15 protein-coding genes and 1 pseudogene are annotated in these 16,884 nt (G+C 54.3%); 9 read left to right on the plus strand and 7 right to left on the minus strand.

Annotated features, from left to right (window positions below; all coding sequences use genetic code 11):
* Positions 1-31 precede the first annotated feature (31 nt).
* On the minus strand, positions 32-1,225 hold the full coding sequence (locus tag LCD46_21400; GenBank protein ID UOY70548.1) for an NAD(P)/FAD-dependent oxidoreductase: 1,194 nt from the start codon (positions 1,223-1,225) through the stop codon (positions 32-34).
* Positions 1,226-1,453: 228 nt separating this feature from the next.
* Here LCD46_21400 and pitA point away from each other — a divergent pair, with 228 nt between their 5' ends.
* Both pitA and LCD46_21410 read left to right on the plus strand, forming a co-directional pair.
* Positions 1,454-2,953: an inorganic phosphate transporter PitA gene (pitA, locus tag LCD46_21405; protein ID UOY70549.1), complete on the plus strand. Its 1,500-nt coding sequence runs from the start codon at positions 1,454-1,456 to the stop codon at positions 2,951-2,953.
* 84 nt (positions 2,954-3,037) lie between these two features.
* Entirely contained in the window at positions 3,038-3,445 is a 408-nt protein-coding gene (locus LCD46_21410; GenBank protein UOY70550.1) for a hypothetical protein, read from the plus strand.
* Positions 3,446-3,487: 42 nt separating this feature from the next.
* Here the strand turns inward: LCD46_21410 and uspB are convergent, their stop codons facing one another.
* Entirely contained in the window at positions 3,488-3,823 is a 336-nt protein-coding gene (gene uspB, locus LCD46_21415; GenBank protein UOY70551.1) for a universal stress protein UspB, read from the minus strand.
* A 282-nt stretch (positions 3,824-4,105) separates the two neighbouring features.
* On the opposite strand from uspB, the gene uspA reads away from it, so the two are divergent.
* Complete coding sequence (gene uspA / locus LCD46_21420; GenBank protein UOY70552.1) at positions 4,106-4,543, plus strand: universal stress protein UspA; 438 nt, start codon at positions 4,106-4,108, stop codon at positions 4,541-4,543.
* Between the two features lie 39 nt (positions 4,544-4,582).
* On the opposite strand, the gene rsmJ is transcribed toward uspA, so the two are convergent.
* Both rsmJ and prlC read right to left on the minus strand, forming a co-directional pair.
* The gene (gene rsmJ / locus LCD46_21425; protein ID UOY70553.1) at positions 4,583-5,335 is read right to left on the minus strand and encodes a 16S rRNA (guanine(1516)-N(2))-methyltransferase RsmJ; all 753 of its coding nucleotides are present in this window, start codon (positions 5,333-5,335) and stop codon (positions 4,583-4,585) included.
* 7 nt (positions 5,336-5,342) lie between these two features.
* Complete coding sequence (gene prlC, locus LCD46_21430) at positions 5,343-7,385, minus strand: oligopeptidase A (GenBank protein UOY70554.1); 2,043 nt, start codon at positions 7,383-7,385, stop codon at positions 5,343-5,345.
* Positions 7,386-7,562: 177 nt separating this feature from the next.
* Between prlC and LCD46_21435 the strand changes: the two genes are divergently transcribed.
* The 3 genes from LCD46_21435 (at position 7,563) to LCD46_21445 (ending at position 11,660) form a co-directional block, all read left to right on the plus strand.
* Positions 7,563-8,405: a 23S rRNA (adenine(2030)-N(6))-methyltransferase RlmJ gene (locus LCD46_21435; GenBank protein ID UOY70555.1), complete on the plus strand. Its 843-nt coding sequence runs from the start codon at positions 7,563-7,565 to the stop codon at positions 8,403-8,405.
* A gap of 71 nt (positions 8,406-8,476) precedes the next feature.
* Complete coding sequence (gorA, locus tag LCD46_21440) at positions 8,477-9,829, plus strand: glutathione-disulfide reductase (protein ID UOY70556.1); 1,353 nt, start codon at positions 8,477-8,479, stop codon at positions 9,827-9,829.
* Between the two features lie 181 nt (positions 9,830-10,010).
* Complete coding sequence (locus LCD46_21445) at positions 10,011-11,660, plus strand: alpha,alpha-trehalase (protein UOY73024.1); 1,650 nt, start codon at positions 10,011-10,013, stop codon at positions 11,658-11,660.
* Here LCD46_21445 and LCD46_21450 read toward each other — a convergent pair.
* Positions 11,661-13,250: pseudogene (locus LCD46_21450) on the minus strand (hypothetical protein).
* A 148-nt stretch (positions 13,251-13,398) separates the two neighbouring features.
* Here LCD46_21450 and LCD46_21455 point away from each other — a divergent pair.
* Positions 13,399-13,938, plus strand: a complete 540-nt coding sequence (locus LCD46_21455) for a GNAT family N-acetyltransferase (GenBank protein ID UOY70557.1) — start codon at positions 13,399-13,401, stop codon at positions 13,936-13,938.
* A 71-nt stretch (positions 13,939-14,009) separates the two neighbouring features.
* Complete coding sequence (locus tag LCD46_21460; protein UOY70558.1) at positions 14,010-14,348, plus strand: lysozyme; 339 nt, start codon at positions 14,010-14,012, stop codon at positions 14,346-14,348.
* On the opposite strand, the gene LCD46_21465 is transcribed toward LCD46_21460, so the two are convergent.
* Both LCD46_21465 and LCD46_21470 read right to left on the minus strand, forming a co-directional pair.
* Complete coding sequence (locus tag LCD46_21465) at positions 14,327-14,929, minus strand: response regulator transcription factor (GenBank protein UOY70559.1); 603 nt, start codon at positions 14,927-14,929, stop codon at positions 14,327-14,329. The genes LCD46_21460 and LCD46_21465 overlap by 22 nt on opposite strands.
* 172 nt (positions 14,930-15,101) lie before the next feature.
* Positions 15,102-15,860, minus strand: coding sequence for an SDR family oxidoreductase (locus LCD46_21470; GenBank protein UOY73025.1), 759 nt, complete (start codon positions 15,858-15,860; stop codon positions 15,102-15,104).
* A 119-nt stretch (positions 15,861-15,979) separates the two neighbouring features.
* On the opposite strand from LCD46_21470, the gene LCD46_21475 reads away from it, so the two are divergent.
* Positions 15,980-16,879, plus strand: a complete 900-nt coding sequence (locus LCD46_21475; protein ID UOY70560.1) for a LysR family transcriptional regulator — start codon at positions 15,980-15,982, stop codon at positions 16,877-16,879.
* The last annotated feature ends 5 nt before the right edge of the window (positions 16,880-16,884 follow it).

Here is a 16,884-nt window from a genome sequence, read left to right on the forward strand (position 1 = left end):
AAAAAGTTGGTGCAATAATTGCGGGGCGTGATTATTTCTCTGCCAGCGCCTGAGCACATGCCCAGGCACTTGCCCATGCCCACTGGAAGTTGTACCCGCCAAGCCAGCCGGTGACGTCCATCACTTCGCCAATAAAATAGAGCCCCGGCACGTTGCGCGCTTCCATGGAGCGGGAAGAGAGTTCATTCGTGTCGACCCCGCCCAGCGTGACTTCTGCGGTGCGGTAGCCTTCCGTGCCGTTTGGCTGCACGCGCCAGTTTGTCAGCGTCTCCACCAGCGTCTCCTGCTCGCGGCTGTTAAGCTGCTTGAGCGAAACATCCGGGATCTGCCCCAGCACCTGCAAACATTCCACCAGACGCTTCGGCAGCTGCATTGCCAGGGTGTTTTTCAGGCTCTGATTCGGGTGCGCCACACGCTGCTCGTTGAGGAAGGCATCCAGATCGCAATCGGGAAGCAGGTTAACCGTGACAAACTCCCCCGGCTGCCAGTAGCTGGAGATCTGCAGTACCGCCGGGCCAGAGAGGCCGCGGTGAGTGAAGAGCAGGTTTTCGCGGAATACCGTACCATCTTCGGCGGTGATGACCGACGGAACCGAGACGCCAGAAAGTGTCTGGAGTTGTTCCAGCAGAGGTTTATGCAGCGTAAACGGCACCAGCCCCGCACGCGTTGGCAGCACCTTCAGGCCAAACTGCTCGGCAATCTTGTAGCCAAATGGCGAGGCACCCAGACCCGGCATAGAAAGACCACCGCTGGCGATCACCAGGCTGTCGGTGCTGACGGTTTCACCGTTGAGTTGCAGCGTGTAACCTTGCTCATCACGCGCAACGTCCAGCACTTCCGTGCGCAGGCGCATCGTTACACCGCCCTTCTCGCACTCGGCCACCAGCATATCGACAATCTGCTGCGCGGAATCGTCGCAGAACAGCTGACCCAACGTCTTCTCATGCCACGCAATACCGTGTTTACCCACGAGGTCGATAAAGTCCCACTGGGTGTAACGCGCCAGCGCAGATTTGCAAAAATGACGGTTTTGGCTCAAATAGGCCGCGGGTTCAACATACAGATTAGTAAAGTTGCAGCGCCCACCGCCAGACATCAGGATCTTACGGCCTGGTTTTTTACCGTTATCCAGTAACAGCACGCGACGACCCGCTTGTCCGGCCATCGCCGCACAAAACATACCCGCCGCACCGGCGCCAATGACCACGGCATCAAACCTTTCCACGTCAAAACCCTCTTTGTTCACTGCCGCGGATTGTAAAGTTTCCTCTGTGGTCACACCAGCGTAAAAAGATATTACAAAGCCATTTCATTGAAATTTAAAGAATATCCTTTCAGGCACTTTTCCCAAATCAGGTGGTATGTCAAAAAAAGTCTATATTTCACTTTGCCCGCCGTGCATTTGTCCTGGATAATGCGCCGCGTTCATGTCCTCAAAATGGCGTAACGTCCTATGCTACATTTGTTTGCCGGCCTGGATTTACATACCGGGCTTTTATTATTGCTTGCTCTGGTTTTTGTACTGTTTTACGAAGCGATCAACGGCTTCCACGACACTGCAAACGCAGTAGCAACGGTTATTTACACTCGCGCAATGCGATCGCAACTGGCGGTTGTTATGGCGGCGGTATTTAACTTTTTTGGTGTCCTCCTGGGCGGACTGAGCGTTGCATATGCCATTGTGCATATGTTGCCAACGGATCTGCTGCTTAACGTAAGTTCTGGCCATGGCCTCGCTATGGTGTTCTCAATGCTGCTTGCTGCAATTATCTGGAACCTCGGTACCTGGTATTTCGGCCTGCCTGCATCCAGTTCTCACACTCTCATCGGCGCGATTATCGGTATCGGGTTAACCAATGCCCTGATGACCGGTACATCGGTTGTTGATGCGTTAAACATCCCGAAAGTGCTGGGGATTTTTGCCTCGCTTATCGTCTCCCCAATTGTGGGTCTGGTGGTTGCAGGTGGATTAATTTTCATCCTGCGTCGTTACTGGAGCAACACGAAAAAGCGCTCCCGTATTCACCTGACTCCGGCAGAGCGTGAGAAGAAAGACGGTAAGAAAAAACCGCCATTCTGGACACGTATCGCTCTGATCATTTCTGCAATCGGCGTGGCTTTCTCACACGGTGCGAACGATGGTCAGAAAGGCATTGGTCTGGTGATGTTGGTTCTGATTGGCGTTGCGCCAGCAGGTTTCGTGGTTAACATGAATGCCTCCGGATACGAAATCACCCGTACCCGTGATGCGGTGAATAACGTCGAGATCTATTTCCAGCAGCATCCTGATCTTCTCAAGAAAGCGACCGGCGTTGACCAGTTGATTCCTTCTCCGGAAGCGGGCGCTACCACCGTACCAGGCGAGTTCCACTGCCATCCGGCAAACGCGATTAACGCGCTGGAACGTGCGAAAGGCATGCTGGGCACTATCGAGAGTTATGACAAACTGACCGTTGAACAGCGTGGTCAGCTGCGTCGCATTATGCTGTGCATCTCTGATGTGACGGATAAAGTGGCGAAGCTGCCTGACGTGAATGCTGATGACCAGCGTCTTCTGAAGAAACTGAAAGGCGATATGCTCAACACCATCGAGTACGCGCCAATCTGGATCATCATGGCAGTCGCGCTGGCGCTCGGTATCGGTACGATGATTGGCTGGCGTCGCGTGGCGACCACCATCGGCGAGAAGATCGGTAAGAAAGGCATGACCTATGCGCAGGGTATGTCCGCGCAGATGACGGCAGCCGTGTCTATCGGTCTGGCGAGCTATACCGGTATGCCAGTGTCTACCACCCACGTACTTTCTTCGTCCGTGGCAGGAACCATGATTGTTGACGGTGGCGGTTTGCAGCGCAAAACCGTGACCAACATTCTGATGGCCTGGGTATTCACTCTCCCGGCCTCTATCCTGTTGTCTGGCGGTTTGTACTGGATTTCGCTGAAGCTGATCTAATCAGTTGAAGGCGACAAAAAAGCGGGTCAGGAAACTGACCCGCTTTTTTTTGGAACCAACGCAATACCCTGGAAGGAATAGACTATGCCATTCAAAACGGCTATTAAATGGATTCATCGCCTTGTTACCGTTTCGCTTCTGGCTCTGGTCATTGGTTTTCTCTGGCTAAACCACCAACCTAATCAGCGAAACAACGATGAACTTCAGCGCGTTTATAAATTATCTGATAGCGTCTGGCTCTATATGACCGTGAACAATCAGGGTGGCGCAACCGTGCCAACAATCTACCGTTACTACCTCTCGGGGGAAATATCAGGGAATGATGCCGACGTTATCCATCAGCTTGCTATGAAGCATCCTGTTATTGAAGGTACAGGCACGATTACCACTGCCAGTATGGATACAAACGGGGAAGTGAAAATTACCTATAGCGGGAAAGTTATCTCAATTCAGGACAATATCTCAAATCTCCGGTTCTCAGTTACGCCCTGAACCAGATGAAATCAGGCGGGCTTACCCCGCCTGCTGTGAAGCTCAATGCCAAATCATCAATGCAACCATACTGACCACGACCAGACCACATAAGGCGCTGGTCAAAATGAACTGACGACGCAGGCGCTCGCAACGACGGATAAACTCTTCATCGTGATGATCGCGGTAGCGCTGGTAGTAGATGTATCCCACCAGACGCATCTGTTTGCTGGGCTGTCCATGCGAGGTGAAGAAACCTCCACCGTCCACATACTGATAAAGCAACGGATCGCAACCACGAAGTACCACCAACAGCGCACGTAACGATGAGAAGTAGCGCGCCATATTCACTATGCAAACCACACATAGCGCCCAAAACAATGCGACGGTGCTAATCATACATCCTCCCCGGCGTCCGCCCACGAAGCAAGGCTTCTGAGCTACCGCACCCCAATGCCCTGACAGACAGTTCAGTGAAAGAATGACCAAAATCGATCCGGTTCGCATTTTAAAATCCGAACGGCTCATTAAATAGTGTAGGAGATCCGTTTATTTTTTTGCCACAAGGTTAATCGTTATCAACACCAAAGCTTGAAAAATATGTTTAACTGGGCCGTAATAAAGTATCAGACGGCGGCATTCTCGTAATAGTCATCGATAACTTAAGGAAGGAGTAACACTATGGCTTACAAACACATTCTCATCGCGGTAGACCTCTCCCCGGAGAGCAAAGTACTGGTTGATAAAGCAGTATCCATGGCACGTCCCTACAACGCGAAAGTTTCTCTGATTCACGTTGATGTGAATTACTCCGACCTCTATACCGGTCTGATCGACGTCAATCTCGGCGATATGCAGAAACGCATCTCCGAAGAGACTCACCATGCTCTGAGCGAACTGTCGACTAACGCAGGTTATCCGATCACCGAAACCTTAAGCGGTAGCGGCGACCTGGGCCAGGTGCTGGTCGATGCAATTAAGAAATACGATATGGATCTGGTGGTATGCGGTCACCATCAGGACTTCTGGAGCAAGCTGATGTCTTCAGCGCGCCAGCTGATTAACACCGTTCACGTGGATATGCTGATTGTTCCACTGCGTGACGAAGAAGACGAATAAGTGCAAAATGCCCGGTAGCGCTAGCGCCACCGGGCTTTGTTATTCCGGCGTACCGGCATAAATATCAAACCGGTGCCCTTTGGTAGTCACCGCATTGGTCGTCGCAACGTCCGCCAGCGGCGGCGCATAGTCCGGGCGTTTCACTACCACACGCTTCGTCGCTAACTGGCGAGCAGGCCCCAGCAAACCATCTGCATCCAGGTCCGGACCCACGAGCGACTGAAACACACGCATCTCTTTTTTCACCAGCGCGCTTTTCTGCTTATGCGGGAACATCGGATCAAGATAGACCACCTGCGGGCGCGGGGTAATATCGGTCAGCGCCGTCAGGCTGGAGGCGTGGATCAGCTGCAAACGCTCCTGCAACCACGGGCCGATTTCCGGGTCTGCATAGCCACGCACCAGACCGTCGTCGAGTAGTGCGGCCACCACAGGATTCCGTTCCAGCATCCGCACATGACAACCCACGGATGCCAGCACAAACGCATCACGCCCTAACCCCGCCGTGGCATCCACCACATCCGGCAGATAGCTTCCCTTGATGCCGACCGCTTTGGCAACCGCTTCACCACGACCGCCACCAAACTTACGTCGGTGTGCCATCGCACCGCCAACAAAGTCGACAAAAATACCGCCGAGTTTTGGTTCGTCGCGCTTACGTAATTCGAGATGCTCTGGCGTCATCACCAGCGCCATCAGGTTTTCATCATCGTGCTCCAGCCCCCAGCGGGCGGCCAGAACAGATAAGGCGCCGTCTCCGGCGCCTGTTTCATCGACTAAGCAGATCTTCACGTAGCAATCAGCCTTTGATCCCGTAATGCTCCAGCATCGCATCCAGCTGCGGCTCGCGGCCACGGAAGCGTTTGAACAGCACCATAGGCTCTTCAGAACCGCCACGGGTCAGGATGTTATCGAGGAACGACTGGCCTGTTTCGCGGTTAAAAATCCCTTCCTCTTCGAAACGAGAGAAGGCATCTGCCGCCAGCACGTCGGCCCACAGGTAGCTATAGTAACCTGCCGCGTAGCCGCCTGCGAAGATGTGGCTGAACGCGTGCGGGAAGCGGCCCCAGGTTGGCCCAGGAATGACGGCAACCTGCTTTTTAATCTCAGCCAGGGTCTCGAGGATTTTAGCCCCCTGCTCCGGGCTGAACTCGGCGTGCAGGCGGAAATCGAACAGGCCGAATTCCAGCTGACGCAGGATAAACATCGCCGCCTGGTAGTTTTTCGCCGCCAGCATTTTATCCAGCAGTTCTTTCGGCAGCGGTTCGCCGGTCTCATAGTGACCAGAGATAAACGCCAGCGCGTCCGGCTCCCAGCACCAGTTTTCCATAAACTGGCTTGGCAGTTCGACCGCATCCCACGGTACGCCGCTGATCCCGGCCACGCCTGCGGTTTCGATGCGGGTCAGCATATGGTGCAGACCGTGGCCGAACTCGTGGAACAGGGTGATCACTTCGTCGTGGGTAAACAGCGCAGGTTTGCCATTCACCGGACGGTTGAAGTTACAGGTCAGATAAGCGACCGGCTTCTGCAGAGAACCGTCGGCTTTACGCATCTGGCCCACGCAGTCGTCCATCCACGCCCCGCCGCGTTTGTTCTCACGCGCGTAGAGATCGAGGTAGAAACTGCCGCGCAGCTCGTTCTTCTCGTCATACAGCTCGAAGAAACGTACGTCCGGATGCCAGACGTCAATGTCGGTACGTTCTTTTGCGGTGATGCCATAGATGCGTTTAACCACTTCGAACAGACCGTTAACGGCTTTGTTTTCCGGGAAGTACGGGCGCAACTGCTCATCGCTGATGCTGTAGAGGTGCTGCTTCTGTTTTTCGCTGTAGTAAGCGATGTCCCACGGCTGCAACTCGTCCACGCCGAACTCCGCCTTCGCGAAGGCACGCAGTTGTGCCAGCTCTTTCTCACCCTGTGGACGGGCGCGTTTGGCCAGGTCGGTTAGAAAATCGAGTACCTGCTGTGGATTTTCCGCCATTTTGGTGGCAAGGGATTTATCGGCATAGTTTTCAAAGCCCAGCAACTGCGCCAGCTCGTGACGCAGAGCCAGAATTTCAGCCATCACCGGGCTGTTGTCCCATTTACCGGCATTCGGCCCCTGGTCGGAGGCGCGGGTGCTGTAAGCGCGGTACATCTCTTCGCGCAACGCCTGGTTGTCGCAGTAGGTCATTACCGGCAGGTAGCTCGGGATATCCAGGGTTAACAGGAAACCTTCCTGCTCTTTCGCTTCGGCCTGCGCTTTTGCCGCCGCCAGCGCGCTTTCCGGCATCCCGGCCAACTGCGCTTCGTCGGTAATCAGCTTCGTCCAGCCCATGGTGGCGTCGAGCACGTTGTTGCTGTACTGATTGCCCAGTTCAGACAGGCGCGCGGCAATTTCACCGTAGCGGGTCTGCTTCTCTTTTGGCAGACCAATCCCGGACAGCTCAAAATCACGCAGGGCGTTATCGACCGATTTTTTCTGCGCCGTGTTCAGTTCAGCATAGTGGTCGCCGTCGCGCAGGTCGCGATACGCTTTGTAGAGCCCTTCGTGCTGGCCGACCCAGGTCCAGTACTCGGAGCGCAGCGGCAGGGTCTGTTCGTAGGCTTCGCGCAGTTCCGGGCTGTCTTTTACCGAGTTCAGGTGGCTCACCGGGGAGAGGATACGCCCCAGCACGTCGTACACTTCGTCCAGCGGCTGACACAGATTTTCCCAGGTGTACGGCGCGCCCTGCGCGACCACGCTTTCTACCGCCGCACGGCAGTTGTCCAGCGATTGCGTAACGGCTGGAACCACATGTTCAGGGAGGATTTTAGAAAATGGTGGCAACGAAAAAGGCGTCAGTAATGGATTGGTCATAAACGCTGTCCTGTTGAATAAGATGAATGAAGCGCGCATCCGGCGCTGTGCATATGGTCCAGTAATGGGGTTAAGTGTAGAGGATTTCAATGCCTGCGCTTACCGGGCTGACGGGTAATCTGTGCCGTTCTGCTGTAAACTGTGGCAAATCGTCATTTCAGCGGAATTTCATTACTCATGCTCAGTTATCGCCACAGCTTCCACGCAGGCAACCACGCCGATGTCCTCAAACACACCGTTCAGAGTCTGATCATCGAATCACTCAAAGAGAAAGAGAAGCCGTTTCTCTATCTGGACACCCACGCGGGCGCGGGGCGCTATCAGCTGAGCGGCGAACACGCCGAGCGTACCGGTGAATATCTGGAAGGGATCGCCCGCATCTGGCAGCAGGATGACCTGCCAGCAGAACTGGAACCCTACATCGGTGTAGTGAACCATTTCAACCGCAACGGCCAGCTGCGTTACTACCCAGGTTCTCCGCTGATTGCCCGTCAGCTGTTGCGCGAACAGGACAGCATCCAGTTGACCGAGCTGCACCCAAGTGATTTCCCGCTGTTGCGCGCTGAATTCCAGAAAGATAACCGCGCTCGCGTGGATAAAGCCGATGGCTATCAGCAGCTGAAAGCCAAATTGCCGCCGGTTTCCCGTCGCGGCCTGGTGCTGATCGACCCGCCGTACGAAATCAAAACCGACTATCAGGCGGTGGTGACCGGCATCCACGAAGGTTACAAGCGCTTTGCGACCGGTACCTATGCCCTGTGGTACCCGGTGGTACTGCGCGCGCAAATCAAACGCATGATCAAAGACCTGGAAGCGACCGGCATCCGTAAAATCCTGCAGATTGAACTGGCGGTACGCCCGGATAGCGACCAGCGCGGTATGACCGCCTCCGGTATGATTGTCATCAACCCGCCGTGGAAGCTCGAAGCGCAGATGAATAACGTGCTGCCGTGGCTGCACAAAACGCTGGTGCCAGCGGGTACAGGCCACGCCACCGTCAGTTGGATCGTGCCTGAGTAATCACAGCCATCGGTGGAACCTATTGATTTCAGGTATACAATCGCGGCAATTCACGATTAAGGATAAAAGCTATGACTAAGCATTATGACTACATCGCAATCGGCGGCGGCAGCGGCGGCATCGCCTCCATCAACCGTGCGGCCATGTATGGCCAGAAATGTGCGCTGATTGAAGCCAAAGAACTTGGCGGCACCTGCGTGAACGTGGGTTGTGTACCGAAGAAAGTGATGTGGCATGCGGCGCAGATCCGTGAAGCTATCCATATGTATGGCCCGGACTACGGCTTTGACACCACCATCAACCACTTCGACTGGGACAAACTGATCGCCAGCCGTACCGCCTACATCGACCGTATTCACACCTCGTACGACAACGTACTGGGTAAAAATAACGTCGACGTGATCCGTGGTTTTGCCCGCTTTGTGGACGCGAAAACGATCGAAGTGAACGGCGAGACGATCACTGCCGATCACATCCTGATCGCCACCGGCGGCCGTCCGAGCCACCCGAATATCCCGGGTGTGGAATACGGTATCGACTCCGACGGCTTCTTCGAACTGCCAGCCCTGCCAAAACGCGTTGCCGTGGTGGGCGCGGGTTACATTGCGGTTGAGCTTGCCGGCGTGATTAATGGTCTGGGTGCCGAAGCGCATCTGTTCGTGCGTAAACACGCACCGCTGCGTAGCTTTGACCCGCTGATCGTCGACACGCTGGTCGAAGTGATGAACGCCGAAGGCCCAACCCTGCACACCAACGCCGTACCAAAAGCGGTAGTGAAAAATGCAGACGGCAGCCTGACCCTGGAGCTGGAAGATGGCCGCAGCCAGACCGTCGATTGCCTGATCTGGGCGATTGGCCGTGAACCAGCGAACGATAACTTCAACCTGGCCGTCACGGGCGTGAAAACCAATGATAAAGGCTATATCGTCGTTGATAAGTTCCAGAACACCAGCGTACCGGGCATTTATGCTGTCGGTGATAACACCGGTGCGGTTGAGCTGACCCCGGTTGCCGTTGCAGCGGGTCGCCGTCTCTCCGAGCGTCTGTTTAACAACAAGCCGGAAGAGCATCTGGACTACAGTAATATCCCGACCGTGGTCTTCAGCCACCCGCCAATCGGCACCGTCGGCTTAACCGAGCCGCAGGCGCGCGAGCAGTATGGCGACGATCAGGTGAAAGTGTATAAATCCGCGTTTACCGCGATGTATACCGCTGTTACCTCTCACCGTCAGCCGTGTCGTATGAAGCTGGTGTGCGTTGGGCCAGACGAGAAGATTGTCGGTATTCACGGCATTGGCTTTGGCATGGATGAGATCCTGCAGGGCTTCGCGGTGGCGCTGAAGATGGGCGCAACGAAGAAAGACTTCGACAACACCGTGGCGATCCACCCGACGGCTGCGGAAGAGTTCGTGACCATGCGATAATCCTGAAGCCCCTCTCCGGAGGGGCTTTTTTTTAACATTCATACACCGTTGCAAAACGAATGCTCCGAAAATAGTGATCTAGCGCACATATTCCTCCCCATCTACCGAAGCGAATGTCTACGCTTTAAAGACACCCGGAAGAACAATCTCTTTGAACACACAACCGGAGGTCCTTATCACCATGTTCAACCAGAAGACACAGGCTACCGAGAACATCGAATTCGGGATTGAAGAAGAGCTGCGCTACGAGACCGATCCCTGTGAGTTGAAACTGGATGAAATGATTGAAGCGGAGCCGGAACCCGAGATGATCGAAGGGCTACCCGCCTCTGATGCCCTGACGCCCGCCGATCGCTATCTTGAACTGTTCGAACACGTGCAGTCTTCACGGCTGTTTGCAGACAGCAAAACCTTCCCCGACTGCGCGCCGAAGATGGACCCACTGGATATTCTGATCCGCTACCGCAAGGTCAAACGCCACCGGGATTTCGACCTGCGCCAGTTTGTGGAGAACCACTTCTGGTTGCCTGAGACTTACAGCACAGAATATGTCTCCGACCCCGGCCTTTCGTTAAAAGAGCACATCGACAGTCTGTGGCCAGTGCTAACGCGTGAGCCACAGGATCATATTCCCTGGTCATCCCTGCTGGCACTGCCGCAAGCGTATATCGTACCTGGCGGCCGATTCAGCGAGACCTATTACTGGGACTCTTATTTCTCCATGCTGGGGTTGGCCGAGAGTGGCCGGAACGATCTGCTGAAATGTATGGCGGATAACTTCGCCTGGCTAATCGAACGCTACGGTCATATTCCGAACGGCAACCGCACCTATTATCTCAGCCGCTCCCAGCCCCCCGTTTTTGCCCTGATGGTTGAGCTGTTCGAGGAGGACGGCGTGCGCGGGGCGAAGCGTTACCTTGAACACCTCAAAATGGAGCACGCCTTCTGGATGGACGGCGCTGAGTCATTGCTGCTTAATCAGGCCTACCGCAGTGCGGTACGTATGCCGGATGGTTCCCTTCTCAACCGCTACTGGGACGATCGTGACACACCGCGTGACGAATCGTGGATTGAGGATGTGGAGACGGCCCGCCACTCGGGTCGTCCGCCCAATGAGGTGTATCGCGACCTGCGTGCGGGAGCGGCGTCAGGCTGGGATTATTCGTCCCGCTGGCTGCGCGATCCGTCACGGCTCGCCAGCATCCGCACGACGCAGTTTATCCCCATCGATCTGAACGCCTTCCTGTTCAAGCTGGAAAGCGCAATTGCCAATATCTCGGCATCGAAAGGAGATAAAGAAACCGCCGACCTGTTCCGCCAGAAAGCCAGCGATCGCCGAGAGGCGGTGAACCGCTATCTGTGGGATGAGGAGAGCGGCTGTTTCCGCGATTATGACTGGAGACGCGAGGAAAAGGCGCTGTTCTCAGCAGCCAGCATTGTGCCTCTGTATGTGGGTATGGCAACCCATGAGCAGGCCGAACGCCTGTCTGATGCGGTCAAAGCGCGGCTCCTGACCCCTGGCGGTATTCTCGCCACCGAGTATGAAACCGGCGAACAGTGGGATAAACCCAACGGCTGGGCCCCGCTGCAATGGATGGCAATTCAGGGGTTCAAGCAGTACGGAAATGATTCGCTAGGGGATGAGATCGCCTGGAGCTGGTTGCATACAGTCAATCATTTTTATAAGACGCATCATAAGCTGATTGAGAAGTACCACATCGCCAGCAGTACGCCAAGCGAAGGGGGCGGTGGTGAATACCCCCTGCAGGATGGCTTTGGCTGGACGAACGGCGTGGTGCGACGGCTGATTGGGTTGTATGGGGAACCTTAATCAGCGAATCACCTCATAAATGGCGGTCTGGATGGACTGCCATTTTTTCGTGGTGGCATCCGGTTGTGACTGCGCACGACGGGTCGCCATATCAAGATCGTGCTGCTGGCGTTTCACCACGGCTGGCACAGTACAGAATGCTTTCAGATACTCTTTACGTTTTGACGTCAGAGGCTCGCCATTCGACATGGCGTGGCTGAGCGTATTGATAAAGCGACGGCACGGCTTCTCTTCGACCATGTTCTGCCGGTAGCGTAACATCAGCTCCAGCACGTCGTCATAACCTGCCGACATCGCCTCTTCGGTCCATGACAGCTTCCAGTCCATGCCGCCCTGCAAAAACAGCTGGGTCACGCGGGTATCGTTGCGGTTAATGGCCGAACGGAAATTATTCTCGTCCCAGGTCACGCCCATGCGCGTCAGCGTTTCACGCGAGGAAGGCGTCTCACGCATTTCCTGTGGAGGCGCTGTTTCTGCGGCACTGACGGTTGCAGGCTGTGGTTTACCACTGGTCACCAGCCAGAAGCCCCCTGCCACGATGGCAATCACCATGACGCCAACCGCCCCCCATAACGCACCAGAAATAAGCTGCTCGCGTTGTTCTGGGGTGCGCGGTGCGCGCTGGGTCGGCTTTTCAATGGTGTCACGAACTTCAAACAGATCCCCGCCAGTGACCCGATCCATTTTCTGCGCCTTTTCCCAGAAGGTATGCAATTCGCTGGCATCTACCGCCATTAACCCCGTCGGATTTACGCGGGTTCTCCCCTCTTCAAACGCACGCTGAACCGGTCGGCTGATCTGCGTGTAATAGTTATCCAGCAGCTGAATTTGCGCCGAACTTAATGTTTTCTGAACCGTGATGTTGTTGCGGATTTGCCGAATGTCATCGAGGAAGGTTTGCAGCGTTTTACGCGGTTCCACCAGCAGCGTCAGCATGGACGGGTCACTGAATAGCGAAGCGTAATAGCGGCTGAACTCTTTTTTATCCACCAGCATCTGCGCCAGTTCACTGAACATCATGCCGCTCAGGACATCGTTAATCTCGCCAAGCTTCAACCAGCGTCTTACCCGGTCGGCGTTAAAAAGCGTCTTAAGATGGTTATTCAACCGCACCTGATCGGGCCAGGCCTGCTGGATGAGCCCTTTTAACATCAGCTCAATCGCACGCACCTGTTTGTGCGCCTGTTGCTGCTGGAGTTCACTGCCCGGAGCCAGTTCAGTGCTGTAGGTCAGAAGCGGCTGCTGCAGACGAAGGTGTTCCAGCGCAGTCACAAACCGCATTGCCGCAATCAGCTGGTTTTCACTCACATCCTGTCCGCTTTCATACTGCGGCACGCGCTGCTGCAGCAGGCGCAATTGCAGCGTAAATTCCGACATCTCGGCATCATTCAGATTGAGCTTCTTCGCAACGGCCCCCCAGCCCCCCAGAGCTTATCGCGCGCTGTCCAGTTGTTCAAGAAACCAGCGTGGATCTTTGCCCTCAGAAGCATGTACATTCAGAAGAAGCAAAATTTCCACAGACGCCTGGCGAATGACCGCCAGACAGTGTTCGAACTGTTCGCGAACGTGATGTGATGTACTGAGAGCCATTGTTTTCCTTAAGCGCCAACGAAGACATCCGGAATGGGCACGTAACTGCCGTTTTTCTTTTTATTTATACGAGGTTAACCATACCTGACTTTCTATTGAAATAAAGTGACAACCCTAAAATCATTTAAAAAGTGTCAGGAGAATCTGAATGCCTGTTTTAAACACCCCACGCCTTAGCTGCTCGCCCCTGCAGGAACATGACTGGCCCTTTTTTCTGGCATTACAGCAACATCCTGATGTCATGCGCTTTGTTGCGCAAGATCGCCCTGTAGCAGAGATCCGCGAGGCTTTTGACGCTCGTCTGACGCCATGGACACCTGGCAGCACACACTGGCTTTGTCTCGTCGTGCGTGATGCCACCACCCGAACGGCGCTGGGCGTCACCGGGTATATTCATCGGGAGGAGGATTGTGCTGAAGTGGGTTTTCTTTTTGAGCCCGCGGCGCAGGGGAAAGGTTACGGCTTCGAATCCCTGCAGGCACTTTGTGACTATGCCTTCCGTCAAGGGGGGATTCGCCGGCTGACCGCGACCGTCACTGCGGGGAATGTCGCCTCAAGGCGCCTGCTGGAAAAAGCCCATTTTCGTCTGGAAGGTGAGTTACGCGAGAGCTATTACCTTGCCGGATGCTGGCATAATGACTGGTTGTTCGGTTTATTGAGGCAGGAATACCTGAGCAATAACGCCTGATCAACAGCCATTTGGCGGATATTTCTCTGACGTTGATTCCTCTACAGTGTCGCTATTAAGAGGACACAAATATGAAAGGTCATGCACTGAAAATATCGGATGCCGCCATTGCGCTAATAAAAAACCATCAGGGACTTTCACTGGCGAAATATCGTGACGAAAACGGCTTATGGGTTATTGGTTATGGCCACGTTATCCGCGACCGGGAAACATTTAACGGTCTGATCACCCCTTCTGAGGCAGAATATTTGCTTCATAAGGAAATTCAGTTATGTGAGAGGATGCTGCGGGAAAATATGGCTCGGCCCTTAACCCAACAGCAGCATGACGCACTGGTGCTAATGCTATTCAGCTTCGGTGAGACGTCCTCGCTCCCGCAAGCGGTTTTTCAGACCGTCGCTCGCGTATAATACATAGCCGCCTGCGTTCTGTTTTTAACATCCAGTCGACGGAAAAGCGCTTCCAGATGCGCTTTTACCGTGGCCGCACTGATGTTGAGATTGCGTCCAATCTCTTTATTCGATTCCCCCGCGGCCAGCAATTTCAGAACTTCGCGCTGGCGTTCGCTCAGAGATAATAAGGCCTGAGATGACGACGGCTGTTTAACCCACTCTCCGGGAAAACAGACCATCCCTCTTGACACCGAATCCAGCACGGCGGAAAACCGTTCTGGGCTCGCCTTGCGGGGAATAATGGCCATGACGTTTCGCTGCAACAACTGCTCAACCCATCGGGCCTCTTTTTTCGCTAACACCATGACCACGGATATCGCCGGGAAGCGAGTCATGAGCGCTTCCAGCCATGCGATCTCGTCATCCTGAATTAAATTTCCGTCAATCATGACGATAGCAGACGGTGACGCTGACACCTGAGCCCATAAATCTTCTGCCTGACAGGTTCCTGTTATATTTATTTCTGGAATTAACGTCTGAAGACTGTGTATCACTCCATGAATAAATATTGACTGCCTGTCAAACATGATCACTCGCATCGTTTTTCCCCTCTGAGAATAGCGAAGGGGGATTCTACAGAGGCGTTATTTAAGAAAAAACTCAATGAATGGGGACGTTACAAATCCCCCCGTTTTCTTTATATCTGTCAGTATTTGGACACATTAATGTTGAGGATTTCCTTAAGAGGTTCCTTCCCCTTAAGAATAGGCATCACAGGAACATTCCGCCTGATACTTCAATACGTTGTGCGTTCATCCAGCCCAGTTTATCGCTAAGCAGGGCCGCAATGGCATCGCCAATATCATCCGGTAGCCCCACCCGACCCAGGGCGGTCTGTGAAGCCAGCATCTGATTCAACTGCGCGTTGTCACGCACGCGTCCACCGCCAAAGTCCGTTTCTATCGCGCCGGGAGCAATGATGTTGACGGTGATCCCGCGCGCGCCCAACTCTTTCGCCTGATAACGGGTCAGCACTTCCATCGCCCCTTTCATGGCAGCATAGGTCCCTGAACCTGGCTGAGTAAAACGAGCCAGTCCACTGGAAACATTGAGGATCCGTCCCCCGTCATTAAGCAATGGCAGCAGGCGCTGTGTCAGGAAAAACGGCCCTTTGAAATGGATGTTTAACGCCTCATCAAACTGAGCTTCCGTTGTGTCGGTATAGGGCGCGTATAACCCCGTTCCGGCATTGTTTAATAAATAATCAAAGGTGTCACACTGCCAGACGGTGTTAAGGGTTTCCTGAAGCTGCCGGGCAAAATGGTCGAAACTGGCGATATCCCCGACGTTGAGCTGTAATGCTGCTGCTCTGACACCTTTTCCCTGAATTTCGCGTACAACATCCTGTGCTTCCTGCTCACTGCGGTGATATGTCAGGATAATTCCCGTCCCCTCTGCCGCCAGCTTTAAAGCCGCGTTTTTACCCAGTCCACGGCTACCACCCGTCACTAATGCGATACGTTCAGTCATCATAAACCTCGTTTTGGCTGTTATGGAGATTGAGAAAGAGCTTATTAGGTGATAGAAAATCAATAAAGATGGGATAAAACGCTTCACTGTTTCAACCGCAACAACAATGAGCTTCGTCTATGGATAAAATTCACGCAATGCAGTTGTTTGTCCGCGTCGCGGAACTGGAGAGTTTTTCCCGCGCGGCAGAAACATTAACGCTGCCAAAAGGCAGCGTTTCTCGGCAAATTCAGGCGCTGGAAAACCGGCTTGGCACCCAGCTGTTGCACCGCACCACGCGTCGCGTCAGCCTGACGCAGGACGGCATGGTCTATTACGAGCGGGCAAAAGATCTGCTGGCAAACCTTGATGAACTCGACGGAATGTTTCAGCACGACCCCTCCAGCATCAGCGGGCGGTTACGCGTGGATATGCCCGTCGCCGTTGCGCGAAATTTAGTCATACCAAAACTGCCTGCTTTTCTGCAGCACTATCCCGGTATCGAACTGGAACTCAGCAGCAGCGATCGTCTGGTGGATGTGATCCGTGAAGGGTTTGATTGCGTGGTACGCGTCGGTACACTGAAGGATTCAGGGCTTATCGCGCGTCCGCTGGGCAAGCTGACGGTGATTAACTGCGCCAGCCCGGATTATCTGGCGCGTTTTGGCTACCCGGAAACGCTGGACGATTTAGGCTCACACGCCGTTATTCATTATGCCGCCATGCTGGGAACCCGCCCGCAGGGCTTTGAGTTTTATAGCGGCAGTGCGACGCAGTGGATAAAAACGGGCGGGGTGTTAACCGTCAACAGTACGGAAACTTACCAGGCGGCCTGCCTCGCCGGGCTGGGCATTATTCAGGTTCCGCGGGTTGGCGTGCGCGATTTACTGCGCGCGAAGAAACTGGTTGAGATCCTCCCACAATACCGGGCCGAACCGATGCCTGTCTCTCTGATTTATCCCCATCGCCGTAACCTCTCCCGCCGGGTACATCTGTTCATGGAGTGGCTTACCGAACTCACAAAAGCTTACGTAGATTAGCCACA

The organism is Enterobacter ludwigii, assembly GCA_023023105.1.
Lineage (GTDB): Bacteria > Pseudomonadota > Gammaproteobacteria > Enterobacterales > Enterobacteriaceae > Enterobacter > Enterobacter adelaidei.